A 24,862-nucleotide genomic window follows, 5' to 3' on the forward strand; every position below is an offset into this window, starting at 1 on the left:
ACAAGGCTTTTCTATCATGTATGGAGGAAAGAGAAATTCATGTTGATATGGCTATGGATCGTTTCTTTTATGACGGCTTTTTTTCTCACGATCACCTTGGTTTATTTTTTTACCTTTTTACATGCAAAACAGCCTCGTCCTTTTCATCAAGCATGTGAACTGACTGTCTATACCACCTGCATTTATCCGCTTAGCTTGGCGGTGACAGCTGCCTTTATTCTCACCATGATGCTCCTCTATCCCTTTTATTGGCTGCGCAAATGGTAAAATGACATACGTTATGCATCAAAAGCTTCTTTTAATAAACGATACGATGTGAGACGGTCTTGTATGTGATGTGTGATGGTCACAGCGATCACTTCATCTGTACGATACGCCTTTGCGAGTGCTGTCAGCTGTTGCTTCACAGAGGACGGCGTGCCAACAACCATCCTCTGCCGATTGGCTGCTACTCGTTTTTGTTCATATGGACTGTAGGAATAGGCCTTTGCCTGTTCAAATGAAGGAAAGCCGCCAAGGTTCTGTCCTTGTTCGCTAGCTAATAATGATAAATCTAAGCTAACAGCCAATTTTTCTGCCTGTTCCTCTGTTTCTGCACATAAAACGAAGACCGCAAGACTGACACGCGGCTCATCACCAAATTCCGAAGGTTCAAATCGGCTGATATACTGCGACACAGAGTCTTCTCCGCCTTCTCCATTAATGAAAAGAGCAAACGTATAGCCTGCACCAGCTTTTGCGGCAAGCCGTGCACTTCCTCCAGAAGAACCTAACATCCATACCTCTGGGGCAGTTTCTACCTTCGGAGAAGCAGTCAGGTGAGGCAGCGGATAAAATTCATCGGCTAAATCATGTAAATACACCCTTAATTCTTCTACCTGCTCAGGGTATTGATCACCAAGTCGCTTCCGTTCTCCATGATGAAGGGCAATGGAGGAGATCGGCATACCTCCAGGAGCACGTCCAATGCCAAGATCAATTCTGCCCGGAGCCAAGGCTTCGAGCACTCTGAAGTTCTCTGCTACTTTATAGGCACTGTAGTGGGGCAGCATGACGCCGCCTGAACCAATACGGATATGTGACGTCACAGCTGATAAATGACCGAGAAGCACCTCTGGACTCGATCCTGCGAGCCGGTTTGAAAAGTGATGCTCTGATACCCAAAAACGATGATAGCCCCATTTCTCTGCCTGCTTCGCCAGCTCGACTGTTTGCTTCAGTGCCTCAGCAGGCGTCGCATCTCCAATCAAAGGAGATTGATCCAGTATACTTAATTTCATGATGTCGCACCTCTTACACAAATCCCCCTCTCTCACTCGAAAGGGGGATTTCCTGATTTATTTTCGATTAAAGCCCTTCTCTTTCACAAAATCTCCGAGGAAAGCACGTTTTGGCTGGCTAAAGCCTCGAAGCATTTGCTCAGACCATGTATCTTTTCTCTCACCGTTTGTTCGTTCTTCATAATATGATGAAATACGATCATCGTATTCTTTTAAATAACGATCCACATGAGCTTCGTCTTGCTGATATGTGTTTTCATGATAGATCAGCTCAACGGGCAGCCGTTCCTTTTGAGATGATGGATTGGCAGGATGTCCTACAGCCAATCCGAATAGCGGCAGCACATAGGAAGGTGTTTCAAGTAGTTCGGATACTTCCTTCAGCTGATTACGCAGTCCGCCGATATAGCAGATGCCAAGTCCCATAGATTCTGCGGCGACACTGACATTTTGCGCAGCGAGCGCCGCATCAATCACACTGATAAGAAAGGCTTCTGTATTTTCAAGCGCCTCTTGATGGTTCTTTCCTGCTTTTTTTGCGATATAGTCGTGGCGTTTCAAGTCTGCACAGAAAACAAAAAAATGCCCATTCTTCTCAACGTATGGCTGATTTCCAGCCAGTTCAGCAAGCTTCGCCTTCTTCTCCTGATCTGTTACACCAATGATACTATACGCCTGTACATAGCTTGATGTCGAAGCAGCCTGTGCACTTTTGATAAGTGTCAGCACTTCTTCCTCTGTCAGACGCTCATCTGTAAACGAACGGATGGACCGATGATTTAAAATGGTTTCTATCGTTTTATTCAATTCGAAGACCTCCTTCACTCCTACTATCATAAGTCAAATGAATATTACTTTTCAAAAGTTAGAACTCACGCCAAAAAGGCAGCCTACGCTTAGACTGCCCTTTACCCGTTTTATTTAAATAAATAACTTTGATATTTCGTTAATTGAACACTTGCATTATAGGCGATACCAAATCCAATAAGAACAGATAAAACAGAACTTCCCCCGAAGCTGATGAATAAGAGCGGTATCCCCGTTACAGGCATGACGCCTATGTTCATACCAATGTTCTGGAATGTATGGATGACAATCAATGCTGTATATCCTACACAGAAAAATGACGCAAACCGGCTATAAGGATGGATACGGTCGATCAGTACAACAAGCCGATAAATCAGGAAGAAGAACATGATGACCACAAATGCGCAGCCGACAAAACCAAAAGCTTCCCCTATGATAGAGAAAATCATATCTGTCTGAGCTTCTGGAACATACACTTTTAAGTTCTTAACACCGTTCCCGAAAATTTGTCCTGCCCCAATTGCCATAATGGCTTGCTCGACTTGATATTTATCCGATCCAGATGCATCCTGTGTCTGGGCTTGGTTAGCTGTCGAAGAACTATCAGGCAGCCAAGCGGTAATCCGGTTGATCTGATACTGCTGAATCCCGATCTTTTGTGCGAAATCAGGGAATAGAATAATCACGGCTAACACAGCGGCAACTAAAAGCACAACCACTGAACCGATGAGAGAGATCAATTTCCAGTTGACCCCTGATAAAAAGACCATGACAACGACAATAAACATACATACCGCAGCCGTACCTGCATCTTGCAAAAAGATGAGTCCGACTGGTACAGCAGCCACGCCGGCAATTTTTAATAGTAGGAAAATATCATCTTCTAATGTTCGTTTTCCTCTTGGGGTTGCCTTCCCAATGACAGAGGCGAGCATCATAATCAAACCAATTTTCATGAACTCTGAAGGCTGAAATGTTCCAATTCCCGGTAACACGAACCAACTTTTTGCACCATTTTTAATTGGAGCAAAATCATGACCTGCAATTTGTGCAGGGGCAATTTTCAAAAGAATTAAGAGCATAATGCCGCCTATAAAAATATATAGACTTAACTTTTCTAATTGTTCCAGATCGAAGTAATTAATAGCCACAATACAGATGACCCCGACCATGTAGTAAATGATCTGTCTGGTCCATGCATTAGATCCATATTGCCCAAACTGTCCCGCAGCATAAATAGCGATGACACTGATGGCAAAGAAGGCTAAAAATATAAAAATCAAATCTCCTTGATAGTAAGGAGATGTATTCTGCTTGTTCATGAACTAACCACCCTTATTACAAAACATAAAAGCCCTTATTTATATTAGATTGAAATTTTCACAAAAGCAACTCACCTTAAATATGACGGAAGTGACACCTGAAAGGTTCCATTCTAATTTCAAAAAATGAAATACTTTTCATCCTAATAATAGGAAAAAATCCCTTTCTACTCTATCATGACAACCGATCATAAGTCCTTTAAAAAGATTATTTTACAGATTTTAAGGGGAAAATTCAATGACTTATGTGGCGATATGAAAGGTTAACATCTTGCCAGCATAAGCTTAACTGAGGTATAAGAAAAAAACAATTTCTGCGGAATAAGGCCCATTTTCCAATTATTGAGTTTACTTCAAAGTCAATTGTGGTATAATATTTGTAACAAAATGTTCACAATATCTCCTAAAAACAGACACAATTGCATCCTGACCTCTCATTTGAATTGAACATCAACTTACAAAGGAGTTGGATACGATGGATATGTTCTTTGCGTACCTATGTATTGCAACAGCTACACCCCTGTTTTTATGGTTGGAAAACAGAAAGATTGCATTAGCATCTATTCCACCCATCATGATTATGTGGATTTTCTTCGGTCTTTACATGACAAGCAGTTTATCTCCAGCAGGACATACCTTCATGATCGCATTCTTTGCCATTAACGTGATTCTGGCTCACATTGCAGCATTCCTCATCTATGGACTTCCATTCATTCGCAAAAGATTCAGCAGCAGATAGATATTGCATCATCAATTGGAAGCGTTATCACAATCAGCATAAAAACCACTCACCTATGAAAGATGAGTGGTTTTTTATTATTTCTCTGAATGCTCAGACTGCTTTGGCGCAGATGGTGAATAACCGTCTTTGCTGTTCTCTCCGTGGCTGTAGTGAGCCGCGAAGATCCAAACAGACCCGATGACGAAAATGATCGCACAGAACAGACCAAACAAAGTATTTCCGACTTGAACAGTCCCGTTCTCACTCTCTGTCATGTGCATAAACATGAACAGCTGCAAGAATGCTTGAATGAAGGCAAAACCAAAGATAATCCATAGTTTTGCGGAACTGCCAATTTCAGCTCCGATAGCAATCCAGAATGCTAAGATGGTTAGCACAATGGAGAGAATGAAGCCGACTACGTGTTTCCAAGGGAAGTGTTCGTGCTCTGCTGAGGAATGTGTTTTTCCAGCCATATCACAAAAGCCCCCCTAATCCGATCAAGTACACAGCTGTGAAGATGAAAATCCATACAACATCAAGGAAATGCCAGTATAGACTTGAGATAAAGATCTTCGCTGCTGTTTGTGGTGTTAATCCACGTTTTTTAATTTGGAACAAGACGCCCGTAATCCAGAAGATACCAATGGATACGTGTAATCCGTGAGTTCCTAAAAGAACAAAGAATGCAGACCAGTATGCACTTGTATGGATGCTCGCACCCTCATGTACATAATGGAAGAATTCGAAAATCTCAAAACCAACGAAGCCTGCACCTAGAAGCAGTGTCAGAATCGTCCAAATGACAACCCCTTTTGTACTTCCACGGCGCATTTCATGAACGGCAATCCCGCATGTAAATGAACTCACCAATAGCAGGAATGTCATGATCAATACAAGCTTCATATCAAATAGCTCAGCTGGCAAAACGCCGCCAGCTGTTCTGCCATGAAGAACAAAGTAGGTCGCAAAAAGTGTTGAGAATAACACGATTTCCGCGCCAAGGAATATCCAGAAACCAAGGATGTTTAAACGTCCTGTTTCAGACTGATATTCAAGCGGTGCATTTGCATAGCTGCTATCATTATGTCCCATTACTTCTGCGCCTCCTTATTCTTTTTCTCTGTTTCAATCACTTCTTCAACAGGAATATAGTAGCCATCGTCATATTCAAATGAACGTAAAATCATTGTTGCGAATACACCGATTAAGCCGATAACGCCAATCCAGTACCATTCAAATACAAGACCGAATGCACCAAGTCCGAAGAATGCAGACATGATTAGCGGTCTGCCTGAATTGTGCGGCATGTGAATTTTCTTGAATTCTTTTTCAGGATGAACGTCAACATTGTTTTGCTTCCAATGATGGAATGCATCTGGTGTCGTCACTTCTGGAAGTGCTGCAAAGTTATAATGCGGCGGAATTGCAGAAGATGTCGCCCAGTCAAGTGTACGTCCTTCTCCCCAGCTGTCTCCAGACACTTCACGTTTCGCGTGTCTCCAGCTGTAGTAAATGTTATAGCAAAGGATGATGAATCCGATACCCATCATGAATGCACCAATTGTTGAAATAAAGTTTAGTGCAGTCCAGCCATCTTCTGGTCCATACGTATAAATACGTCTTGGCATTCCTTGCAGTCCTAAGAAGTACTGCGGGAAGAAACAGATGTTAAATCCGATCATGAATACCCAGAAGAACCATTTGCCGATTCGCTCGTTTAACTTGTAACCAAACATTTTCGGATACCAGAAAACAAGACCAGCAAAACATGCAAAGACAGTACCTGCGATTAATACATAGTGGAAGTGGGATACAAGGAAGTACGTATTATGGTACTGGTAATCCGCAGCTGCCATCGCAAGCATAACCCCAGTCACACCACCGATTACGAAGTTCGGGATGAAACCAAGTGCCCAAAGCATTGGGGATGTAAAACTGATACGGCCTCGATACATTGTAAAGAGCCAGTTAAAGATTTTCACACCTGTTGGTACAGAAATCGCCATTGTTGTGATCGAGAAGAATGAGTTAACCGCTGCACTGTTCCCCATTGTAAAGAAGTGGTGAACCCACACAAGGAAACTAAGAACAGAGATTGCCACAATCGATACAACCATCGCTTTGTAACCAAACAACTGCTTTCTTGAGAACGTCGCAAAGATTTCTGAGAAAATACCGAAAGCTGGCAGGATAACGATATATACCTCAGGATGTCCCCAAATCCAGAAAAGGTTCGCCCAAAGCATTGGCATACCGCCCGCTTCGAGTGTAAAGAATGCTGAACCGAATAAACGATCGAATGTCATAAGTGCTAAAGCAACTGTTAAAACAGGGAATGCGAAAACGATAATGACAGACGTGATCAATGTTGTCCATGTAAACATCGGCATACGCATAAGCGTCATACCTTTTGTACGCATTTTTAAGATGGTCACCATGAAGTTAATACCTGTCATTAGTGTACCAATACCTGCAATTTGGAGCCCGAGCAAGTAGTAGTTCTGTCCAGGTCCTGGTGAGAAATCATTTCCGGCGAGCGGCATGTAACTCGTCCAGCCTGCACTTGGTGATCCTCCAATAACGAAGGAAATGTTGAACAGCATTGCTCCGACCATAAATGTCCAGAAGCTCAGGTTGTTCAAATACGGGAATGCAACGTCACGTGCACCAATTTGAAGAGGAACCACGACGTTGATTAAACCAATTAAGAATGGCATCGCCATGAATAAAATCATGATCGTACCATGCGTTGTGAAAATTTCATTATAGTGGTTTGAATCTAAAAACGTATTATTAGGAAGCGCCAGCTGCGCGCGCATCATCAGTCCGTCTACCCCACCGCGGAAGAACATAATCACAGCAGCAAGGATATACATGATTCCAAGCTTTTTATGATCAACTGATGTCAGCCATTCTTTCCAGAGCCATTTCCACTTTTTGAAGTAGGTTAAAACAAACACAATAGCAATGGAAGTAAGAGCGATAGAAATTTGCGCACCAAGAATTAATGGGTCTCCAGTTACAAAAAACTCATCCCATTTTAAATGCATAACGGCCTCCTCCTTTCCTTAGTCAGTTTATTCGTTTTCTAGTTTTCTTTTATAGTTCTTCACATTCTCGAAAGGATCTGTCTTGGAATGCGGAGAAACTGATTGGTAACCTAAACGTTTGCGTGCTTGGAGTGCATATTCAGAATCCTCTCCGTGCTTCGCAAAAGATAAATGTGTTGATGAGAATGTCTGCACATCTGCAGCATCAGGAAGCATCAAGTAGTCATACGTTTTCTTCGTTAACTTTGGTGCTTCTTTTTTCGTTTTATTTACCCATTTATCATAGTCAGACTGCGTCATCGCATTGACTTTGAATTTTTGCTGAGCAAAGCCTTCGCCTGTGAAGTTGGCGTTTCTTCCTTCATATGTGCCTACTTCATCAGCTTGAAGATATTGTTCCATTTCCATTCCAGCCATCGCATACTTCTCCCCGCCTAGCTGAGGAATCCATAGTGATGCCATTGTATCAGCGGAAGTGATTTTGAATAAAACCGGCTGATCTTTTGGAATGTTTAAGTAGTTCACTGTTTCAATATTTTCCTCTGGATAGCTGAAGATCCATTTCCAATCAACTGCTGTAGCATAAACGACAAGTGGATCTTTATGACTTGTTGCTTGAGGCGCCTCTTCCAAAGAGTAAATGGTTTTTACAGTTGGAACTGAAAGGGCAGCAACGATTAATATTGGGATCACTGTCCAGACAACTTCTAGAAGCGTATTCCCGTGTAGTTCTGGGTTATAAGAGGCGTTTCCAACGTCCTTACGCTCACGGTATTTAACCAAAATGATGGTAAACAGTACAAATACCGCACCAACGATAAAGAGCATGAATCCAATAGATAATAGGATTAAGTCTTTTTGTTGTGCTGCGACTGGTCCTTTAGGATCTAAAACAGCGATATTGCTGCAACCTCCTAATACAAAAACACTCACGAGCATCGCTAATAAAAGCATAGGTTTAATGGCTCTGAACAAGAAGATCACCATCCTTCCTTAAATAATGTATAAATTGCTGAATAATTGTGAAAAGCCATCTGCCTTCGAAAACTTTTCTTCCCTTTGTAATGCTATCAAAATCTGTTGGAGTTAGCTCCCCTTTTTTCAAAAGTTCATTTATTTTTCAACAGATTTCTATTGAAATGTCATAAATTCGCCATAAATTTATATTATTGCACACACAATAAATTTCTAGGATTTTGAAAAGTTGAGAGTTGAAGGCAAAGGACATACAATCAAGAACTTTGTCAAATTTAGGTTTACCACAATAAAAAAGTTTGGTCAAATTTCAATTTAACTTTATGAAATTTTATCTAGGTAAACAATTCTGAAATAGGTATCCCCATATTTAACAAAAACCTTACTCATTTTAACGCAAGTCGACAAGAAAAGAAAGTATCGATCCTCCGCCTATGCGCTGTAATGATTGGTAATGGTGATAAATGAGTGGAAACTCACTAAAGACTTCCAGCAAAAAACCGGCTCATCGCCGGCTTCTCATTATTCGTCTCTCACCAAAATGTCTGGTCGCCTATAGATGCTTCCTTCATGTTCTATGTCTATATACGTCCACTTGCCTGTATAGGTTAAAAAGCGATTTCTTTCTTTCTCGACGACCATCGTATCTTCTGATTTCAATCCTGGTAAGGAAGGATTCCAAGTGAATACTTGATGAAGCTGGATCTCTTCCACCGATGTAGGAACTGCAATGATCTCTCTAGACACAAATCCAGTCTTGCCACCTTGGTGAAGCTTTTTCCAGCTATCAGGAAATCCTTCTTTTTCATATTGAGCAATGCCGGCCTTCAATACATCTCCAATGGTGTTCCCTGGACGAGTAGCCGCATTCATGACCGTGTCAATTCGCGCAAGCCTTTCCTTGTTTTCTTCAAGCTCCTTTGGTAGCTGTCCAAAGTAAACGGATCTTGTGACATTTGCCACGAGTCCATGCCGTTCAGCACAAAGGACAACCAGTGCATGCTTTTGAAGTGCTTTTTCTGTTGGGATCGGGTGGCGATATTGATGAATCCGGTCATCTGTCGCCACAAGCAGCACTTCTATCGTCATTCCCTGCCCGATCGCTCTTTGAGCAACAAGCGAAGCAATTTCATGCTCCGTCTGTCCTGGAACGATTTCTTGACAGACACTTTCTACAATAACAGCTGTGTCATGACAAAGGGTTTCATATTGGCTGAGCTGTGGCGCTGAAAGGATCGATCGAACACGAGACAAATCAGGTTCGATCCATTCCACTCCTTCCATTTGAATGTCCGCACCGATTCGTTTGTCTTTTATGAGTGTTTGAATGTAAGGAGTCTCATCCTCAAACCAATCCATTGTGACGACTTGAAAGGGATGGTCAAAATACGCCATTTCTTCTTCAATGATTCGTTTTTCTTCCATTTGATTCACAACTAGGACAATATCGTCTTTCAACACAAGTAGCTGACAAACGCCCTCTGGCGTATTTAACACAATGTGGTTTCTTCTTCCTCCTGTAAGCCAAGAAAAGTTATTCCGCTTTTGAATCAGAACACCGTCGAGTTGTTTTTCTTCCATTAAAGTTCTTACCTGTTCAATCATCAACTCATCACCTGCCTGTATGGAGTGTTTGAATGAAACGTTTAAATGCTGTTTTCCCTTGCTCTGTTCTTTTAAACACACCCGCCTGCGCGAGTATACGAGAAAAAATGAGGCCGATTTCTTTTTGTAAAATGGCTTCTACGTTGTCCTTCGTAAAGGTATTCTCTTCGATCAGACGCTCTGCCCATGACTCGTGCTTCATGATAGACGGGCAGGCTTTGATTTCTTCAAGAGGGTGTTTGGATAGCAGCGCCGCTTTTAGCTGGCTTAATTCCTCTGCTAATCTTCCAGGAAGGACGGCGAGACCCATGACCTCAATTAATCCGATATTCTCTTTTTTAATATGATGAACTTCTTTGTGCGGGTGGAAGATTCCGTCGGGGTGCTGCTTGTCTGTACGATTATTTCGTAGCACGAGATCTAATTCGTACTCATCCCCATGACGACGTGCAATTGGTGTAATGGTATTGTGCGGGGTATCTCCTGTATGAGAGAACAGCCCCGCTTCTGGATCTGAATACATTTTCCACTCATGTAATATAAAATCCGCTGCCTCCGCAAGCGTCTGCTGGTCGCTGCTTTGAAGCCTGATCACTGACATCGGCCATTTCACAATACCCGCCTTCACCCTCGGAAACTTTTCGAGAGAAAACACTTCTTCCATCTTTGCTTTCGCCATCGGAAATTCATGAGCACCACCTTGAAAGTGGTCATGACTTAATATGCTGCCTCCAACAATGGGAAGATCAGCATTTGATCCTATGAAATAGTGCGGATATGTAGATATGAAGGAAAGCAGACGCTCGAAGGTCTTTTTAGATATCTGCATTGGTTCATGCTCGCCCTTGAACACAATACAATGTTCGTTGTAATACACATACGGCGAGAATTGCATAAACCACGACTCATTTGTAAGTGTCACCGGAATAATCCGGTGATTCTGTCTTGCTGGGTGATTGATGCGTCCCCCAAACCCAACGTTTTCTTTACAAAGGAGACAAAGAGGATATTGCTTTTGACTAAGCTTTTTGGCTTCAGCGATCGCTTTTGGGTCCTTTTCCGGTTTCGATAGATTAATCGTGATCTCAAGCTCACCATCTTCGGTCGGTGTAAACCACTGCACATTTTTGGCGATTCTGCCTGTATGAATATAGTGGGCATGCTGCTGCATTTCATAAAACCAGCTTGTCGCTGCCTTTGGTCCGCAATGCTTGCGTTTCTCTTCAAACTTTGCATAGATGACACTCGGAGGCGCCACCAAGCAGCCCATGATTTTGGCATCTAATAAATCACGATACGTATCTGTCCCGTCAGGAATAAGACCTGTTTCAACTGCCCAATCGAGCATTGGCATTAAGATGTCTTCAAGGTCGCTGTCTCCTGAGACTGTTCTTGGCTCAGCATCATCGAGACCAAGCACCTCTAGCAGCCGGTTCCTTGTATAATCCATATCCAGTGGTGAGATCAGCTCTTTATTAACCCCATATTGAATCAGCTGTTCTAGCTTTTCAAAAATATCAATCGCCATTCCCTTTGTCTCCTCCCCTGCCTGCTACACGTTATTCACTTTGATAGCCATCTGGATGTTTCTGAAACCAATCCCATGCACTTTGAATGATGGTGTGGAGATCTGCATATTGCGGCTTCCATCCTAGTTCTTTCAGCGCTTTTTCTGATGAAGCAATCAGCTTAGCTGGATCACCCGCACGTCTTTCTGCCACCTGTGCTGGAATGGCATGACCTGTCACTTCTCTTGCGGCTTCTACTACCTGCTTCACAGAGAAGCCTGTGCCGTTCCCTAAGTTGTATGTCGCGCTTCCTTTTCCTTCACGCAGACGCTCAACCGCTAGAATGTGCGCCTCTACTAAATCCATGACATGAATGTAGTCTCTAATGCATGTGCCATCCTCTGTTTCATAATCCTCACCGTAAATCATGATTTGATCACGTTTTCCTAATGCCACTTGCAGAATAATTGGGATTAAATGCGTTTCTGGCTGATGATCTTCACCGACAATCCCTTCTGTATGAGCACCGGCTACATTAAAATAGCGAAGCACAACGTATTCGATACCATATGCCTGCTCAGACCACTTCAGCATTTTTTCAATCGCGAGCTTTGTTTCCCCATAAGGATTTGTTGGGTTCGTCTCATCCGTTTCAACGATCGGTACACGCTTTGGTTCACCATATGTCGCAGCAGTTGAAGAGAATACAATGCGTTTCACATCAAATTCATTCATCACCTGAAGTAAAGCCGTTGCCCCTCCGACGTTGTTGTCATAGTACTTCAGCGGGTCTGTTACACTTTCTCCAACAAGTGAATCTGCCGCAAAGTGCATGACCGCTTCAATGTCATGTGTTTGAAAAACACGTCTTAAAAAAGCGTGATCCCTTAAATCTCCCTCTTCTAATACGGCACCCTTTACGACTGCCTCTTTATGACCTGTCTGCAAATTATCCACAATCACCACTTGTTCTCCTTTAGCCAAAAGAGCCGCTACCGCATGACTGCCAATAAAACCTGCTCCCCCACATACTAAAATTGCCATCAAAATTCCTCCTTCGTTAATTCTCTAGCGCCGCCTCCAATTCCAGCTGTGTAAAAAGAGGCTTGAATGCCTGTTTTTTCTTGATAAATCGCACCTGTTTCTTCTATAAATGAGTCTAGCAGCTCTTCTTTCACAATGCTGACGGTACAGCCCCCAAATCCAGCACCTGTCATACGGGAACCAATCGCCCCTGGATGCTGCCATGCGGCTTCGGCCAGTGCATCTAGCTCAAGCCCAGTGACTTCATAATCATTCTTTAAAGAAAGGTGAGACGCCTTCATGAGAGCACCTAGTTCTTCCATTTTATCATCTTTTAGAAAATTTACTGCTTTCATGGTCCTCTCGTTTTCCGTGATGGCATGTCTTGCACGTCTTCTACACGTTTCATCTTGTATCAAATGGTCATGCTTAGCGAATTCATCCTCCGTGAGCTCACATAAATGCGCGATATCTAATTCTTTTCTAAGATCGCTTAAAGCAGATTGACATTCTGAACGGCGTTCATTGTATTTGGAATCTGCAAGTGTTCGTTTTTTATTTGTATTGGCAATGACAAGTGCCAGACCCTCTTGCCGAAATGGGCTGTATTCAAAGGAAAGCGTGTCACAATTGAGCAAAATAGCGTGACCTTCTTTTCCAAGACTAATTGAAAATTGATCCATAATGCCGCAGTTCACGCCAATAAACTCATTTTCAGCACGCTGCGCAAGAAGGGCTAGGTCGATTTGCGTTACACCGAATGACGACCATTCATTGATCAAGACAGCCGTGACGAGCTCAATAGAGGCAGAAGATGACAGGCCTGCGCCATTTGGGATATTGCCGGCATACACAATATCAAAGCCTTCTTTCACATCCATGCCTGCTTCGATAAACTGTTGGAATACTCCCTTCGGATAGTTCGCCCAGCCGTCCGATTCTGAGAAAGCGATTTCAAAAAGATCGAACTCTTTCACACCTTCTTCTTCAAAATTCAAGGAATACATTCTGACGCGTCCATCTGACCGTCTTGCTCCCGCAGCATATGTACCAAGGGTGAGTGCACATGGAAAGACATGGCCCCCATTATAATCTGTGTGTTCACCAATCAGATTGACTCTGCCTGGGGCGAAAAAATAGCGGAGTTCTTCCTGATCTCCAAATTGCTGGTGAAATGCTGCTCGTAATGTGTCGATCATATCCATTCCCCTTTTCTCTTCTGATAATCTTATTTTAGTTGCCCCGTCAGCTGAAGTTCAATGGTAAAAAAATCGTTAAAAAATACCCTTTTTTTGCTGTGAATGGTACGATGTGATATGAGGTGTACCATGATTCAAAATAGAAAAAGGTTGTTTTTTGCTGTGAAGGAGGGTTTCCAATTTGAAGAAAGAAGCATTTGCATTTCGTTTTCACCATTCTGATGTGACATTGCCGGCCCAAATCTGGTCTGTTGGCTGGGAAGTTCAATCATCTTCGTTATACAGCTGGAATGGCGTAGAGCGGAAGGATCAGGGCAAGTGCATCTTTCAGCTCACACTGTCTGGACACGGCATGATTGAAATCGGACAGAAACGATTCAAAGTATTGCCTGGACAGGCCTTTCTGGTGAAAAGTCCCAGTGCTTATCAATACTATTTTCCAGAAGACAGTGAACATTGGGAATTTCTCTATTTAACACTTTATGGGGAAGCCTGTGACCTTTGCTTTGATCAATTTATCGATCAAGGAAAGCAGGTCATGCGTTTTCATCCGAATTCCAAACCGATCCGCCTGCTAAAGAAGATTTATGATGAAGCCAGTGAAAGACGGATTACCAATCCATTTGAGGGGTCTAGCCTTGCTTATCAATTTGTCATGGAACTGTATTCATATTTGCCAAAGCTTGAGGGACAAATGGAGAAATGGCCTGAGCCCATCGTCCAAGCGGCCTTATTTGCAAGCCACCATTTTCACGAGGAGATTGGGCCTGACGATATGGCAGCTGCGGCACGTTTATCCAAAAGTCATTTTACGAGGGAATTCAAAAAGGCAACTGGCTTCACACCGATTCATTATTTAACCAATATTCGTTTAGAAAAGGCGGAAACGTTACTGAAAACAACGAAATACTCGATTGAAGAAATCGCCACACAGTGCGGCTACCGAAATGCGAATTACTTGAATAAAGTCTTTCGAAAGAAAATCGGCATGTCTCCAAAGCAACTCCGGGAAACAAGCGATGCATAATAAAAAGCAGCCGCTTTTCAATTGGCTGCTTCTTTTACGCTTTCGTTAGGTCAACACGAATTCTCCCTTGTCTTAAAACAATGGTCATTTGCGTATCAGGGGTCATTAAATTTTCTAAAATGTCCGTTGCTGTTTGAAGCGCAATGTCCATCCGGTTGATCTTTTCCTTTTCTTGTTCAGAAAATGCTTCTGGATGTGCGGTCATTTCTTTGACTAGCCTCAACACTTGTTCATGCTGCTTTTCTGTTTGTTGATATATGGCATCATATAATTCGTCTGGCCTGCTGCTCATTTCACATCACCTATCTTTTTCATGTGTTAAATCGCATCTTCTTTTGTTTTCTTGAAGACGAACCATTTACTGGCGACATAATTGACCACGACAATCACAAAGTTAACAAGAATTTTTGCGACGGTTTCGTTGAGCGCCATTTGGCTCACAAATAAAATCATCAGCCCCAGATCTACACCTAGAGACATGAGACGGACACTAAAAAATGAAGAAAGCTCACGCATCAGGCTTTTTGTGTCACGAGCCTTTTGCTTGAAGACATACTTCTTATTGGTGATATAAGCAAAGAGCACAGCAAATACCCATGAAACAACCGTTGCTGTTTTGTAATCCATAGAAAACATCTCAACGAATAAATAGAAGCTGACTATGTTGACAATGGTTGTACACACACCCATGATCAGATACATGACAACTTCTTGATACTTTTGAAAAAGGCTATACATGTCTTTCTTCATTCCTTCTTGGTGAATTCTGTTTCTTTTAGAATACCATCTTAAGAAGAACTTCCCAAACGAACAATATGTGCGTCCTGTAAAGATGAAATTTGTTCACGCTGATGGCATATGTCAACCTTATTGGTTTATATGAGTCAAATGATTTAGGTCTTTATCATTATTTTAATTTATAATCTTTTAACTGACTTTACAATTGTTTATTATGAGAAGTAAGAATTCAATATTTATGGGTTTTTTAGTCATTTTTTTAGGGACGTGGTAGGTGATAGATTTTACAAAATAGGTTAAATGTCATCATTTTTCGACAAAAATCTATTTTTGTACTCCATTCACATACACGTACAGTTACTAGACGGTTTGTTCAAGTCATTGGTTGCAGATGAATATGTCTTATTGAACTGGAGGATATTATGGATACGCAAGTGAAAAGAAGAGTTGACGAAGAGTGGGTTTATTTGATTCAAGAAGCGAAAAAAATTGGACTAGGCATCGAGGAAATACAAGCTTTTTTAACATCCAACGGTGATCAGAAGATGATAAACAAACCGTAATCAACGCCGTTATCCTTTGTCTTTCAGATTGCTTTGGCTAAAGTTCTAACCTGTCAATTGACCTTTTAAACATCCTTTCATGACGATACGCTACAATAATTGAACACCTCATCATACCAATCCCTTCCACTCAATGGGGTTCTGTCTTTCTATTTTTAGGAGGACAGTCCGTTCCCTGTTCTTTATATGACCCCTTTTTAGCTGTCATTCATGAAAATTGCCCATTTTCGTTATAAAACCAAGCTCCCCACCCATATATTAAGCATAAGACACAAGAAAGAAGAAAGGTGGGTGGCGCGTGAGTTCAGATTCCCTATCTTATTATCATCAAAAGAAGGATCAATATTATCACGGTGTGAACCCTGTGATTGTCCATCGTATTCGCAAGGAATGGACGTCTATCTTGGATATCGGATGCGGCACAGGCCAGCTTGGCAAAGTCCTAAAACAACAAGACCGTACCATATATGGAATTGAATCTTTTGAAGATGCGGCAAAGCAGGCTGAGAAAGCGCTGGATCATGTTTTATGCGGCAATATTGAACAGATGGCGCTGCCTTATCAGCATGAACAATTTGACTGTATCATTTTCGGAGATGTTCTTGAACATTTATTGGACCCTTGGGCCGTTTTAAAAAAGGTCAAACCCTTTCTAAAAAGGGAAGGGGCCATCTTGTCTTCCATTCCGAATATTGGTCATATTTCAACGGTTTTAGAATTACTGGCCGGGAGATTTACTTATACAGATGCAGGGTTAATGGATCAAACACATTTACGCTTCTTTACCCTTCACGAAATTCATGCCCTCTTTCAGTCAGCCGGGTTTCATGTTCGTGAGCTTGAAACCATTCGTGTACAACACCCTTCCTATACGGGCGTCATGAATGATCTACATGAATTACTCGTAAAACATGGCATCCGTTTTGATTTTAACGAGGCTGCGACAGCCTATCAATACGTGGTTGAGGCGGTTCAACTCAATGAGTAGCCCCACCATCTTATTTGTTTTATGTGTAAATGATGAGTCGATGTTCCAAGCTTGCTTCCGGCAGCTCGCTTCACTTCCTGCTCCGCACGGGTATCATGTAGAGGTTTTGCCCATTAGACATGCATCAAGTATGGCCTCTGCATACAATGAAGCTCTCACTCATCCTGCACAGTTTAAAATTTATCTTCATCAAGATACACTCATCGTCAAACAGCATATGCTTCTCGAGCTGATTCCACTTTTCTTGCAAAATCCGTCACTTGGCATGCTTGGGGTAATAGGTGCAGAAAGTGTGCCAGACAATGGAATCTGGTGGGAGAGCCATGATTGCAGAGGGAAAGTCATTGAATATCGGCACGACACCTATCAGCTGCTAACGTTTGAATCTGGTCATCCACAGACAGAGCCCCAAGGTTATATCAAAGCTTCTGCTATTGACGGTCTTTTTATGGCAACACAATATGATATCAAGTGGCGTGAGGACCTCTTAGACGGGTTTCATTTTTATGATGTGTCACAATCTTTTGAGTTTGCACAGCAGGGATATGAGGTTGGGATTGCAAGGCAAGAAGAGCCCTGGTGTATTCACAAATGCGGAGATCATTTTGATGCAGAAGCATATGAAAAAGCGAGACAAACATTTCTTGCGCATTATCGGTAGAAAGCACCCTTTTCGGGTGCCTTTTTTATGATATACTGTCATAAACAACCAGATCGGCTCATATGCATTGGAGTACCTTGTCCCTAATTCGTACAAAGGAGGAAACAATGGCAGACAAAAACGTTCATTATAAGAAGGTTGCCGCTTCAAAGGATTTTCGAAAACTTCTTGAGGAAAAACGCAGATTTATCGTACCGATGACGATTTTCTTTTTTCTCTTTTACTTTTCACTTCCGGTTGCTACATCCTACTTCACCTTTTTGAACACGCCAGCAATTGGAGCGATCACGTGGGCTTGGTTATTTGCCCTCACGCAATTTGTGATGACATGGGTTTTATGTGGGCTTTATGCAAAAAAAGCAGCTCAGTTCGACAAATATGTAAGCGCTTTAAAAGTTGAGTCAAGAGGTGATGACGAATGAGTATGACCGCTTTTATTTTATTCATAGCGATCGTAGGGCTCACATTGGTCATCACGTATTTTGCTGCGAAAAAAACAAGCAATGCGAGTGATTTTTACACCGCAGGCGGCGGTCTGACTGGGTTTCAGAACGGCCTTGCCATTGCCGGGGACTATATGTCTGCTGCTTCATTTTTAGGGATCGCCGGCATGATCGCCTTAAATGGATTTGACGGCTTTTTCTATAGTATTGGTTTTCTTGTAGCGTATCTTGTCGTCCTTTATGTCGTGGCTGAACCGCTTCGAAATCTAGGAAAATATACGATGGCTGATATGATTGCTGCACGATTCAAACGCCCTGCTATTCGAGGCGTGGCTGCTTTTAACACCATCACGGTTTCCACTTTTTATATGATTGCGCAGCTTGTTGGGGCAGGTGCATTAATCAAACTGCTTCTTGGCATTGATTACTGGATTGCGGTGCTGATCGTAGGTGTCTTGATGACTATTTATGTCGTGTTTGGCGGCATGATCGCAACAAGCTGGGTACAGATCACGAAAGCTGTGCTTCTCATGCTGGGCACGCTGATTATTTCGCTGCTTGTGTTTGCCAAGTTTGATTTTAGTCTGCTGAAGATGTTTGAACAGATGAAAACAGCGACCCCGCTTGGTGAAGCTTTTCTTCACCCGGGAAATAAATATGATGTGCCTTTAGAGACCCTGTCTCTGAACCTTGCACTTGTGCTTGGAACAGCAGGTTTGCCGCATATTTTGATCCGTTTTTATACGGTAAAGGATGCCATTTCTGCGCGTAAATCTGTTCTATCCGCTACGTGGATCATCGGGATTTTTTATTTAATGACGGTTTTCCTCGGCTTCGGTGCCGCTGCTTTTGTCGGAACAGATGCAATTACGGCAGCCGATGCAGCAGGAAACATGGCAGCACCACTGCTTGCACAGGCCCTAGGGGGAGATTTATTATTTGCCTTTGTTTCCGCTATTGCCTTTGCGACTATACTGGCAGTGGTCACCGGTCTCGTTTTATCCGCCGCGTCTGCCTTTGCTCATGACTTTTATAGCCAGATTATCCGCAAAGGGAAAGCGAGTGAACAGGAACAGGTGAAGGCGGCACGCTTTGCTTCTATCGGCGTGGCCATCCTTTCCATCATTCTTGCATTATTTGCCCAATCCCTAAACGTCGCTTTTCTTGTGTCACTTGCCTTCGCAGTGGCAGCAAGTGCGAATTTACCGTTGATTATCTTCACTGTCTTTTGGAAACGATTTAACTCAACAGGTGCTATCGCAGGAAGCTTAACAGGTCTTCTGAGCGCACTCCTGATCGTGTCACTCAGCCCAAGCGTCTGGGACCCCTCAGGGGCAGCCATTTTCACAGGAGAGCCGCTTATCCCACTATCGAACCCTGGGATTATCTCGATCCCGCTCGGATTCCTTGCGGCTTACTTAGGCACCATTTTCTCCTCTGAAAAAGCAGATGAAGACACCTTTACAGAAATTCAAGTAAAAGCACACACAGGTATGCATATGGATACAGATTGATGAGAAAAAGCCGGCTGCTCTGCCGGCTTTTTAATATCGCTGGAATAACTCTGGGTTTTTCGGGACGTTTTCTAAATAAACGATCTTTCCTTGATCATCCAGCTCCGCAATATCAATGCCTTCTGCTGTATATACACGACCGTCTGTTAACTTTCCGCAAACAGCCCAGTTTGTTTCATACTTCCCATCTTCACGTTTCACCCAGCCATCCCACATATGCTTAATGTCTTCATGTACGTGGAAAAATGTGTTCAAAAACTGTGTGAACGCTTGGATGCCAGGCTTTTCAGCACCATTTAAGACAATCATGACATCATCTGAAAACAATGCCAGCAATTCGTTCATTTGCTCTTGCCCTTTTCCCGCTTCATCATATCGACGAAAATACGTATCGAGCACTTCCATCATTCATTCTCCTTTATTTACCTGTCATTTCGAAAATAATCGAACAATTAGATTGTACACAATTGTATCTCTACTGTCTATTTTTCACGCAGATAAAAAAAGACATGGATGAGTCAATCCATGTCTTTTACAGATGAAAGAGCTGCTTTCTCTGACCCGACAAGAGATGTTAGTTCTTCCGCAGCTTTTTTCGGATCAGCGCTTTGGCTAATGGCGCTGATGATGCTAATGCCATCGGCTCCCGCTTGGATGACTGGTGCCGCATTTTCATACGTGATACCGCCGATGCCCACAATAGGAATGTGAAGACCGTGTTGACGTACTTCGTTGATTAAAGAAACACCCTGGACACTGCGTGTATCCTTTTTTGTTTCTGTAGGATAGACTGGACCCATCCCAACGTAGTCTGCCCCGTCCTTCATCGCTTGCCTCACTTCATCTAGATTGTGCGTGGACACGCCTAATATTTTATTCCCGATTCTTTGCCGTACATCTTGTGCAAGTGTATCTTCCTGCCCAACATGGACACCATCTGCATCAAGATCTATTGCAAGCTGTACATCATCATTTACGATAAAGGGGATATTCGCTTCTTGGCAAAGTGCTTGAATCTGTTGAGCGATTTTTTTCTTTTCTTCACCTTGCAGAGCACCTTCACCCTTTTCACGAAACTGAAACATCGTGATCCCGCCTTGAATGGCCTCTTTCACCACATCAAGCGGATGCCGGCTTGTATTCGCTGTTCCCATAATAAAATAAACCGATAATTGCTGTTTGATTAGCTGCTGATCAACCTTCGTCATGCAAAACTCCCCCTATTTTCCCTAACGTGATCACATCTTGACCATTTGTATTGGATAGCGCGTTTAACAATTCGATTTGAAAGGTGCCTGGCCCTTTCTCTTCTGTCTGCTGAGCTGCCTTTTCTGCAGCGACACCATAAAACAGCAGAGCTGATGCCGACGCATGAATGGGCCGTTCCCCTGTTGCACAAAATGCCCCTATGACAGAGGTGAGTAAACAGCCAGTCCCTGTCACCTTGGTTAACCATTCGTGTCCATTATGAATAGATAGAACCTCTTCTCCATCTGACACGACATCCACTTTTCCCGTAATCGCCACAACGGTTTGAAGGGCTTTTGCCGCCTGCTTAGCTAAAGACGATACATCTCCATTTGCCCCTTTTGCATCAACCCCTTTTGACTGCCAGCCTTTCACTCCAATTAAATGAGCTATTTCAGCAGCATTCCCTCTGACAACAGTGATGTCCACTTGCTGTAACAGCTGTTTCGCCGCACTCGTCCGAAACGTTGTCGCACCAACACCAACAGGATCCAATAGAACCGGTACACCTTTTTCATTGGCCGCTTGTCCAGCAATGACCATTGCCTCCACTGTATCCTTTGTTAGTGTGCCGATATTCAGCAAAAGTGCATCCGCTAATTGCGCCATTTCTGCCACTTCTTCTTTGGCATTTGCCATGACTGGAGAAGCACCTAAAGCAAGCAGTCCATTCGCTGTAAAGTTCGTCACAACTTGGTTGGTGATATTATGGACAAGCGGATTTTCCGCTCGAACCTTTTCCAAAAGATGAGACACGCAGCTTAATTTCATCTGGATCGTCCTCCCTTTTACTCTGCATCCCACACATAGGATTTTGTATGCTTTAACCATTCTCTTGCAGCAAAGGACAAGTAGCGGTCCTTTCGCCAAATGACACCCAAATGCCACGGAATAGACGGATTTAAGGAAATGATCCTCACTTTATCAGGATCTAGATCACGGCAAATCCGTTCAGGCAGAAGCCCGATTCCAAGGTTCTCAGCAACCATTTCACTGATGAAATCCCATTGTGACGTTTCATAAATAACGTTCGGCCTGAATCCCGCATTCATACATTCATTTAAGATTCGGCTGTGCAGAACGAAATCTTCTCGAAAGAAAATAAAAGACTCTTCCTTTAAATCAGCCAAATGAACCTCATCACGTCCTGCCATCGGATGTGATGGATGGGTGACAAGCTTCATATTCTCTTTAATGATGGTGTATGTATGAAAAATTTTATCATTTGCAGGCAGAACAATGACACCAATATCTAATGATCCATCCTCTACCCCTTCCTCTACTTTAATGGAGCCATGCTCCACCAATTGAAAGGTGACATCTGGATACTGCTGGCGGAATTCCCCCATCACATTTGGGAAAAAGCTTGATCCAATCATGGGCGGCAGTCCTATTCGGATATGTCCTTTTTTCACATTCATTAAATCATTTAATTCACTCGTTAAATTCTGAAAGGACTGTGTGATTTCACTCGCCTGTGTATACATGGTTTGTCCAGCATCTGTCATTTCAACCTGTCTGCCATTACGGTAAAACAACTGCACACCTAGCTCATCCTCTAGGTTTTTGACCATCTTGGAAATGGTCGGCTGCGACACATAGAGCGATTGCGATGCTTTCGTAAAACTCTTTAACCGTGCCACTTCTAAGAAATATGTTAAATGTCTGATGTCCACATGGTTCACCCTTTCTATAGACAAAAGGAATACTAACTATTCGATATATGTATTTTACCTATAATAGAACGTGCTGTACACTTTAAAGTAAGCTCACCGATTAGAACGTTGTGTTGTTTTTGTGAAACAGTGAACAATTTATATAGAAAAAGGAGTGAACAGAAAGTGCAATTGCTCAAAACGTCGCTGATTGCTACCCTTCAGATTATGGCTTTATTTGCTTTTGCGAAATTGATGAATGTGCTGGCGGCCTTTTTGCATTTAAGAATTCCGGGCACGATCTTAGGCATTCTTGTCATTTTCTTATTACTTCATTTTAACATCATTAAATTAAAATGGATTGAACTTGGCGCCGTATGGTTGCTCGGAGAACTGCTGCTCTTCTTTATCCCTTCAGCAGTAGGTGTGATTGATTACGGAACATTACTTTCTCAATCTGGCACAAGTATTGTCCTTGTGGTTTTACTTAGTACCTTTGTGGTCATGCTCTCGACTGGCATGATGACGCAGATGATTGCGAAAAGAAAGGAGCGAAAAAAGCTATGTTAGTTGGCGGACTATTTTTGATCCTAACCATTCTGATCTATCTCGGATCAAAAGCGGTTTATAAACGTCACCCGAAAGTCTATGTCTCCCCTTTACTTGTGACACCGGTTGTTCTTGTGGTCTTGCTGTTAATCGTGAACATTCCTTACGATGCTTACAATCAAGGCGGAAAATGGCTGACAAATATGCTTCAACCTGCGACTGTGGCATTTGCCATTCCTTTATATAAGTATTTTCACATTCTGAAGAAGCATGCAGTAGAAATTATTTTGAATGTGGCTTGCGGTTCTATCGTTGCAATTTTATCAACAGCGTTTATCGCCAAATTGTTTCATTTGGATACGAGCCTGATCGAGAGCCTCGTCCCAAGATCCGTCACAACACCCGTTGCGATGAGTGTGTCTGAAATGATTGGCGGGATGCCGTCCGTTACGGCTGTCTTCGTCATTTTAACAGCATTATTTGGCTCAATCATTGGGCCATTGGTTATCCGTTATTTCCGTATTGATAATGACATTGCAATGGGCGTTCTGCTTGGTACAGGAGCACATGGTGCAGGCACATCGAAGGCCTTTGAACTGAGCTCGGTCTCAGGCACGATCTCAAGTGTGTCCATGATCATTTCGGCCATTATTACATTATGTGCAGCGCCTATCCTGATGTCGTTTGCCTTATAGAAGAAGCCATTTCCCCTTATCGGAAAATGGCTTTTTCTTATGCTTGGATGAAGACAACCTTTAAATAGTTCCCCTCAGGATAATTTTTCGTTGTACGGAAGTCCTCAGGAAGTGTATATTCCTCAAGAATACGATACGTTTTCCCAGATTCTTTAAAGGCCTGTGCAATAAATCCTTTAAACTTTTTCATCCCAAATGCACTGCTATTGGTTGACGCCACAATGACGCCGTTCTCAGCTGTGATCTGGATGGCTTCTTTTAATAGTTTCTTATAATCCTTCGCTGCACTGAATGTGTGTTTCTTCGTTCGTGCAAAGGAAGGTGGGTCCAAGATCACGACATCATAGCTCCAGCCTTTTTTCGCCGCAAACGGGAAATATTTAAAGACATCCATGACTTTGATATCCTGCCCGTCTACATCAATGCCATTCACTTCAAACTGCTCAGATGTTTTTTTCAAACTGCGGTTTGCAACATCTACACTTGTCGTACGGCTTGCCCCGCCAAGCGCTGCTGCTACAGAGAAAGCGCCGGTATAAGAGAACGTATTAAGGGCGGTCTTTCCTTTTGCATAGCGGTCTCGAATTGCTTTTCGCACATGACGCTGATCAAGGAAAATACCTGTCATCGCACCATCATTTAGATAAACCGCCACGTTCATCCCATTTTCTTTGACGATAAGAGGAAATTCACCTTTCTCCCCTTTTACAAAATCGTCATCTTCGATATATTGTCCAGACGTATCAAATCGCTTCTTTTCATAAATGCCTTTATAGTCAGGGTACACCTGCTCAATCGCAGCCAATACATCTTCTTTTAATGTATAAACACCTTCGCTATACCATTGGATGAGATAGAATCCATCATAATAATCAATCGTGATTCCACCAATTCCATCTCCTTCTCCATTGAACACACGGAAAGCCGTCGTCTGTGCATCACGAAATAGATGCGTTCTGCTTTTGGATGCCTGTTCAAGTTTAGAAACAAAAAAGGCCTGATCTATTTTTTCGTTAGCGTCAAAGGAAAGCACCCAACCGATGCCTTTATTTTGCACACCATAATATCCTTTCCCTAAAAAAGAGCCTCTTTCATCTACCCATTCAATAAGCTCGCCTTCCTGTACACCGTTCACACGCGACACAGCATCTTTTGAAATAAGCGGATATCCCTTTTTCACTTGTTCTGCAAATGTTTGTTTTAATGAGATTTTTTTCATTTGTGTCATCCTTATCCTAAATTGACTCTCTCTATCCTACCATATGAATGTATACGTTACTTCTATTAT

General features: G+C 42.6%; 28 protein-coding genes. 10 read left to right on the top strand and 18 right to left on the bottom strand.

Annotation, left to right across the window (positions count from 1 at the left end; genetic code table 11):
* Positions 1-39: 39 nt before the first annotated feature.
* Positions 40-267, top strand: a complete 228-nt coding sequence (locus NST73_RS17930) for a hypothetical protein (RefSeq protein ID WP_024719490.1) — start codon at positions 40-42, stop codon at positions 265-267.
* 11 nt (positions 268-278) lie between these two features.
* Here the strand turns inward: NST73_RS17930 and NST73_RS17935 are convergent, their stop codons facing one another.
* The 3 genes from NST73_RS17935 to NST73_RS17945 all read right to left on the bottom strand — a co-directional run bounded on the left by NST73_RS17935 (position 279) and on the right by NST73_RS17945 (position 3,409).
* Positions 279-1,283 (bottom strand): LLM class flavin-dependent oxidoreductase, encoded by a 1,005-nt coding sequence (locus NST73_RS17935; RefSeq protein WP_342495503.1) that lies wholly within the window; start codon positions 1,281-1,283, stop codon positions 279-281.
* Between the two features lie 54 nt (positions 1,284-1,337).
* A complete protein-coding gene (gene nfsA / locus NST73_RS17940) occupies positions 1,338-2,087 on the bottom strand; it encodes an oxygen-insensitive NADPH nitroreductase (protein ID WP_047945824.1) in 750 nt (249 codons plus the stop codon).
* Between the two features lie 110 nt (positions 2,088-2,197).
* Entirely contained in the window at positions 2,198-3,409 is a 1,212-nt protein-coding gene (locus NST73_RS17945; protein WP_008345489.1) for an FtsW/RodA/SpoVE family cell cycle protein, read from the bottom strand.
* Between the two features lie 475 nt (positions 3,410-3,884).
* On the opposite strand from NST73_RS17945, the gene NST73_RS17950 reads away from it, so the two are divergent.
* A complete protein-coding gene (locus tag NST73_RS17950; protein ID WP_008345491.1) occupies positions 3,885-4,148 on the top strand; it encodes a spore morphogenesis/germination protein YwcE in 264 nt (87 codons plus the stop codon).
* Between the two features lie 77 nt (positions 4,149-4,225).
* Here the strand turns inward: NST73_RS17950 and qoxD are convergent, their stop codons facing one another.
* From qoxD to NST73_RS17990, 8 genes are all read right to left on the bottom strand, one after another.
* Positions 4,226-4,606, bottom strand: a complete 381-nt coding sequence (gene qoxD, locus NST73_RS17955) for a cytochrome aa3 quinol oxidase subunit IV (RefSeq protein ID WP_007497818.1) — start codon at positions 4,604-4,606, stop codon at positions 4,226-4,228.
* Position 4,607: 1 nt separating this feature from the next.
* Positions 4,608-5,225 (bottom strand): cytochrome aa3 quinol oxidase subunit III, encoded by a 618-nt coding sequence (gene qoxC, locus NST73_RS17960; protein WP_007497820.1) that lies wholly within the window; start codon positions 5,223-5,225, stop codon positions 4,608-4,610.
* Positions 5,225-7,183: a cytochrome aa3 quinol oxidase subunit I gene (gene qoxB, locus NST73_RS17965; RefSeq protein ID WP_007497822.1), complete on the bottom strand. Its 1,959-nt coding sequence runs from the start codon at positions 7,181-7,183 to the stop codon at positions 5,225-5,227. Before qoxB ends, qoxC begins: the two co-directional genes overlap by 1 nt.
* Positions 7,184-7,210: 27 nt before the next feature.
* Complete coding sequence (gene qoxA, locus NST73_RS17970; protein WP_089374137.1) at positions 7,211-8,167, bottom strand: cytochrome aa3 quinol oxidase subunit II; 957 nt, start codon at positions 8,165-8,167, stop codon at positions 7,211-7,213.
* A 513-nt stretch (positions 8,168-8,680) separates the two neighbouring features.
* Positions 8,681-9,763 carry an aminopeptidase P family protein gene (locus NST73_RS17975; RefSeq protein WP_342499261.1) on the bottom strand — a complete coding sequence of 361 codons (1,083 nt, stop codon included), beginning with the start codon at positions 9,761-9,763 and terminating at the stop codon, positions 8,681-8,683.
* Positions 9,764-9,770: 7 nt separating this feature from the next.
* A complete protein-coding gene (gene galT / locus NST73_RS17980) occupies positions 9,771-11,291 on the bottom strand; it encodes a UDP-glucose--hexose-1-phosphate uridylyltransferase (RefSeq protein WP_138279141.1) in 1,521 nt (506 codons plus the stop codon).
* A gap of 31 nt (positions 11,292-11,322) precedes the next feature.
* Positions 11,323-12,315, bottom strand: a complete 993-nt coding sequence (gene galE / locus NST73_RS17985; protein WP_017368288.1) for a UDP-glucose 4-epimerase GalE — start codon at positions 12,313-12,315, stop codon at positions 11,323-11,325.
* Positions 12,315-13,499 (bottom strand): galactokinase, encoded by a 1,185-nt coding sequence (locus NST73_RS17990; RefSeq protein WP_265154587.1) that lies wholly within the window; start codon positions 13,497-13,499, stop codon positions 12,315-12,317. The genes galE and NST73_RS17990 overlap by 1 nt, the downstream gene beginning before the upstream one ends.
* A 175-nt stretch (positions 13,500-13,674) precedes the next feature.
* Here NST73_RS17990 and NST73_RS17995 point away from each other — a divergent pair, with 175 nt between their 5' ends.
* Positions 13,675-14,520, top strand: a complete 846-nt coding sequence (locus tag NST73_RS17995) for an AraC family transcriptional regulator (protein ID WP_008345501.1) — start codon at positions 13,675-13,677, stop codon at positions 14,518-14,520.
* Between the two features lie 34 nt (positions 14,521-14,554).
* Here the strand turns inward: NST73_RS17995 and NST73_RS18000 are convergent, their stop codons facing one another.
* On the bottom strand, positions 14,555-14,812 hold the full coding sequence (locus tag NST73_RS18000) for a hypothetical protein (protein WP_008345502.1): 258 nt from the start codon (positions 14,810-14,812) through the stop codon (positions 14,555-14,557).
* Positions 14,813-14,838: 26 nt separating this feature from the next.
* The gene (locus NST73_RS18005; protein WP_024719496.1) at positions 14,839-15,222 is read right to left on the bottom strand and encodes a GtrA family protein; all 384 of its coding nucleotides are present in this window, start codon (positions 15,220-15,222) and stop codon (positions 14,839-14,841) included.
* 458 nt (positions 15,223-15,680) lie between these two features.
* Between NST73_RS18005 and NST73_RS18010 the strand changes: the two genes are divergently transcribed.
* The 5 genes from NST73_RS18010 (at position 15,681) to NST73_RS18030 (ending at position 19,427) form a co-directional block, all read left to right on the top strand.
* Entirely contained in the window at positions 15,681-15,821 is a 141-nt protein-coding gene (locus NST73_RS18010; RefSeq protein ID WP_008345506.1) for an anti-repressor SinI family protein, read from the top strand.
* A 298-nt stretch (positions 15,822-16,119) separates the two neighbouring features.
* The gene (locus tag NST73_RS18015; RefSeq protein ID WP_024719497.1) at positions 16,120-16,809 is read left to right on the top strand and encodes a class I SAM-dependent methyltransferase; all 690 of its coding nucleotides are present in this window, start codon (positions 16,120-16,122) and stop codon (positions 16,807-16,809) included.
* Positions 16,802-17,470 carry a glycosyltransferase family protein gene (locus NST73_RS18020; protein ID WP_039165142.1) on the top strand — a complete coding sequence of 223 codons (669 nt, stop codon included), beginning with the start codon at positions 16,802-16,804 and terminating at the stop codon, positions 17,468-17,470. The genes NST73_RS18015 and NST73_RS18020 overlap by 8 nt, the downstream gene beginning before the upstream one ends.
* 107 nt (positions 17,471-17,577) lie before the next feature.
* Complete coding sequence (locus NST73_RS18025; RefSeq protein WP_024719499.1) at positions 17,578-17,892, top strand: DUF485 domain-containing protein; 315 nt, start codon at positions 17,578-17,580, stop codon at positions 17,890-17,892.
* Complete coding sequence (locus NST73_RS18030) at positions 17,889-19,427, top strand: cation acetate symporter (RefSeq protein WP_268381985.1); 1,539 nt, start codon at positions 17,889-17,891, stop codon at positions 19,425-19,427. The genes NST73_RS18025 and NST73_RS18030 overlap by 4 nt, the downstream gene beginning before the upstream one ends.
* Positions 19,428-19,457: 30 nt before the next feature.
* Here the strand turns inward: NST73_RS18030 and NST73_RS18035 are convergent, their stop codons facing one another.
* From NST73_RS18035 to NST73_RS18050, 4 genes are all read right to left on the bottom strand, one after another.
* Complete coding sequence (locus NST73_RS18035; RefSeq protein WP_008345523.1) at positions 19,458-19,832, bottom strand: nuclear transport factor 2 family protein; 375 nt, start codon at positions 19,830-19,832, stop codon at positions 19,458-19,460.
* Positions 19,833-19,945: 113 nt separating this feature from the next.
* Positions 19,946-20,635 carry a thiamine phosphate synthase gene (gene thiE / locus NST73_RS18040; RefSeq protein WP_058337078.1) on the bottom strand — a complete coding sequence of 230 codons (690 nt, stop codon included), beginning with the start codon at positions 20,633-20,635 and terminating at the stop codon, positions 19,946-19,948.
* Positions 20,622-21,446, bottom strand: a complete 825-nt coding sequence (gene thiM, locus NST73_RS18045; protein WP_342499262.1) for a hydroxyethylthiazole kinase — start codon at positions 21,444-21,446, stop codon at positions 20,622-20,624. Before thiM ends, thiE begins: the two co-directional genes overlap by 14 nt.
* 17 nt (positions 21,447-21,463) lie before the next feature.
* On the bottom strand, positions 21,464-22,351 hold the full coding sequence (locus NST73_RS18050; protein WP_008345526.1) for a LysR family transcriptional regulator: 888 nt from the start codon (positions 22,349-22,351) through the stop codon (positions 21,464-21,466).
* Between the two features lie 165 nt (positions 22,352-22,516).
* Between NST73_RS18050 and NST73_RS18055 the strand changes: the two genes are divergently transcribed.
* Positions 22,517-22,900, top strand: a complete 384-nt coding sequence (locus NST73_RS18055; RefSeq protein ID WP_008345527.1) for a CidA/LrgA family holin-like protein — start codon at positions 22,517-22,519, stop codon at positions 22,898-22,900.
* The gene (locus tag NST73_RS18060; RefSeq protein WP_007497850.1) at positions 22,894-23,574 is read left to right on the top strand and encodes a CidB/LrgB family autolysis modulator; all 681 of its coding nucleotides are present in this window, start codon (positions 22,894-22,896) and stop codon (positions 23,572-23,574) included. Before NST73_RS18055 ends, NST73_RS18060 begins: the two co-directional genes overlap by 7 nt.
* 37 nt (positions 23,575-23,611) lie before the next feature.
* On the opposite strand, the gene NST73_RS18065 is transcribed toward NST73_RS18060, so the two are convergent.
* Positions 23,612-24,793 carry a class I SAM-dependent rRNA methyltransferase gene (locus NST73_RS18065; protein ID WP_256688819.1) on the bottom strand — a complete coding sequence of 394 codons (1,182 nt, stop codon included), beginning with the start codon at positions 24,791-24,793 and terminating at the stop codon, positions 23,612-23,614.
* Between the last annotated feature and the right edge of the window lie 69 nt (positions 24,794-24,862).

It is taken from the genome of Bacillus sp. FSL W7-1034, from assembly GCF_038593365.1.
In the GTDB taxonomy this organism is placed as follows: domain Bacteria; phylum Bacillota; class Bacilli; order Bacillales; family Bacillaceae; genus Bacillus; species Bacillus altitudinis.

What these genes read in the sequence shown, in the direction of transcription:
- NST73_RS17930 (WP_024719490.1), top strand. Translation starts at nt 40, where the DNA reads ATGTTGATATGGCTATGGATCGTTTCTTTTATGACGGCTTTTTTTCTC.
- NST73_RS17945 (WP_008345489.1), bottom strand. Translation starts at nt 3,409, where the DNA reads ATGAACAAGCAGAATACATCTCCTTACTATCAAGGAGATTTGATTTTT.
- NST73_RS17950 (WP_008345491.1), top strand. Translation starts at nt 3,885, where the DNA reads ATGGATATGTTCTTTGCGTACCTATGTATTGCAACAGCTACACCCCTG.
- qoxD (WP_007497818.1), bottom strand. Translation starts at nt 4,606, where the DNA reads ATGGCTGGAAAAACACATTCCTCAGCAGAGCACGAACACTTCCCTTGG.
- qoxC (WP_007497820.1), bottom strand. Translation starts at nt 5,225, where the DNA reads ATGGGACATAATGATAGCAGCTATGCAAATGCACCGCTTGAATATCAG.
- qoxB (WP_007497822.1), bottom strand. Translation starts at nt 7,183, where the DNA reads ATGCATTTAAAATGGGATGAGTTTTTTGTAACTGGAGACCCATTAATT.
- NST73_RS17975 (WP_342499261.1), bottom strand. Translation starts at nt 9,763, where the DNA reads ATGATTGAACAGGTAAGAACTTTAATGGAAGAAAAACAACTCGACGGT.
- galT (WP_138279141.1), bottom strand. Translation starts at nt 11,291, where the DNA reads ATGGCGATTGATATTTTTGAAAAGCTAGAACAGCTGATTCAATATGGG.
- galE (WP_017368288.1), bottom strand. Translation starts at nt 12,315, where the DNA reads ATGGCAATTTTAGTATGTGGGGGAGCAGGTTTTATTGGCAGTCATGCG.
- NST73_RS17990 (WP_265154587.1), bottom strand. Translation starts at nt 13,499, where the DNA reads ATGGATATGATCGACACATTACGAGCAGCATTTCACCAGCAATTTGGA.
- NST73_RS18000 (WP_008345502.1), bottom strand. Translation starts at nt 14,812, where the DNA reads ATGAGCAGCAGGCCAGACGAATTATATGATGCCATATATCAACAAACA.
- NST73_RS18005 (WP_024719496.1), bottom strand. Translation starts at nt 15,222, where the DNA reads ATGTATCTGATCATGGGTGTGTGTACAACCATTGTCAACATAGTCAGC.
- NST73_RS18010 (WP_008345506.1), top strand. Translation starts at nt 15,681, where the DNA reads ATGGATACGCAAGTGAAAAGAAGAGTTGACGAAGAGTGGGTTTATTTG.
- NST73_RS18020 (WP_039165142.1), top strand. Translation starts at nt 16,802, where the DNA reads ATGAGTAGCCCCACCATCTTATTTGTTTTATGTGTAAATGATGAGTCG.
- NST73_RS18025 (WP_024719499.1), top strand. Translation starts at nt 17,578, where the DNA reads ATGGCAGACAAAAACGTTCATTATAAGAAGGTTGCCGCTTCAAAGGAT.
- NST73_RS18030 (WP_268381985.1), top strand. Translation starts at nt 17,889, where the DNA reads ATGAGTATGACCGCTTTTATTTTATTCATAGCGATCGTAGGGCTCACA.
- NST73_RS18035 (WP_008345523.1), bottom strand. Translation starts at nt 19,832, where the DNA reads ATGGAAGTGCTCGATACGTATTTTCGTCGATATGATGAAGCGGGAAAA.
- thiE (WP_058337078.1), bottom strand. Translation starts at nt 20,635, where the DNA reads ATGACGAAGGTTGATCAGCAGCTAATCAAACAGCAATTATCGGTTTAT.
- thiM (WP_342499262.1), bottom strand. Translation starts at nt 21,446, where the DNA reads ATGAAATTAAGCTGCGTGTCTCATCTTTTGGAAAAGGTTCGAGCGGAA.
- NST73_RS18060 (WP_007497850.1), top strand. Translation starts at nt 22,894, where the DNA reads ATGTTAGTTGGCGGACTATTTTTGATCCTAACCATTCTGATCTATCTC.
- NST73_RS18065 (WP_256688819.1), bottom strand. Translation starts at nt 24,793, where the DNA reads ATGAAAAAAATCTCATTAAAACAAACATTTGCAGAACAAGTGAAAAAG.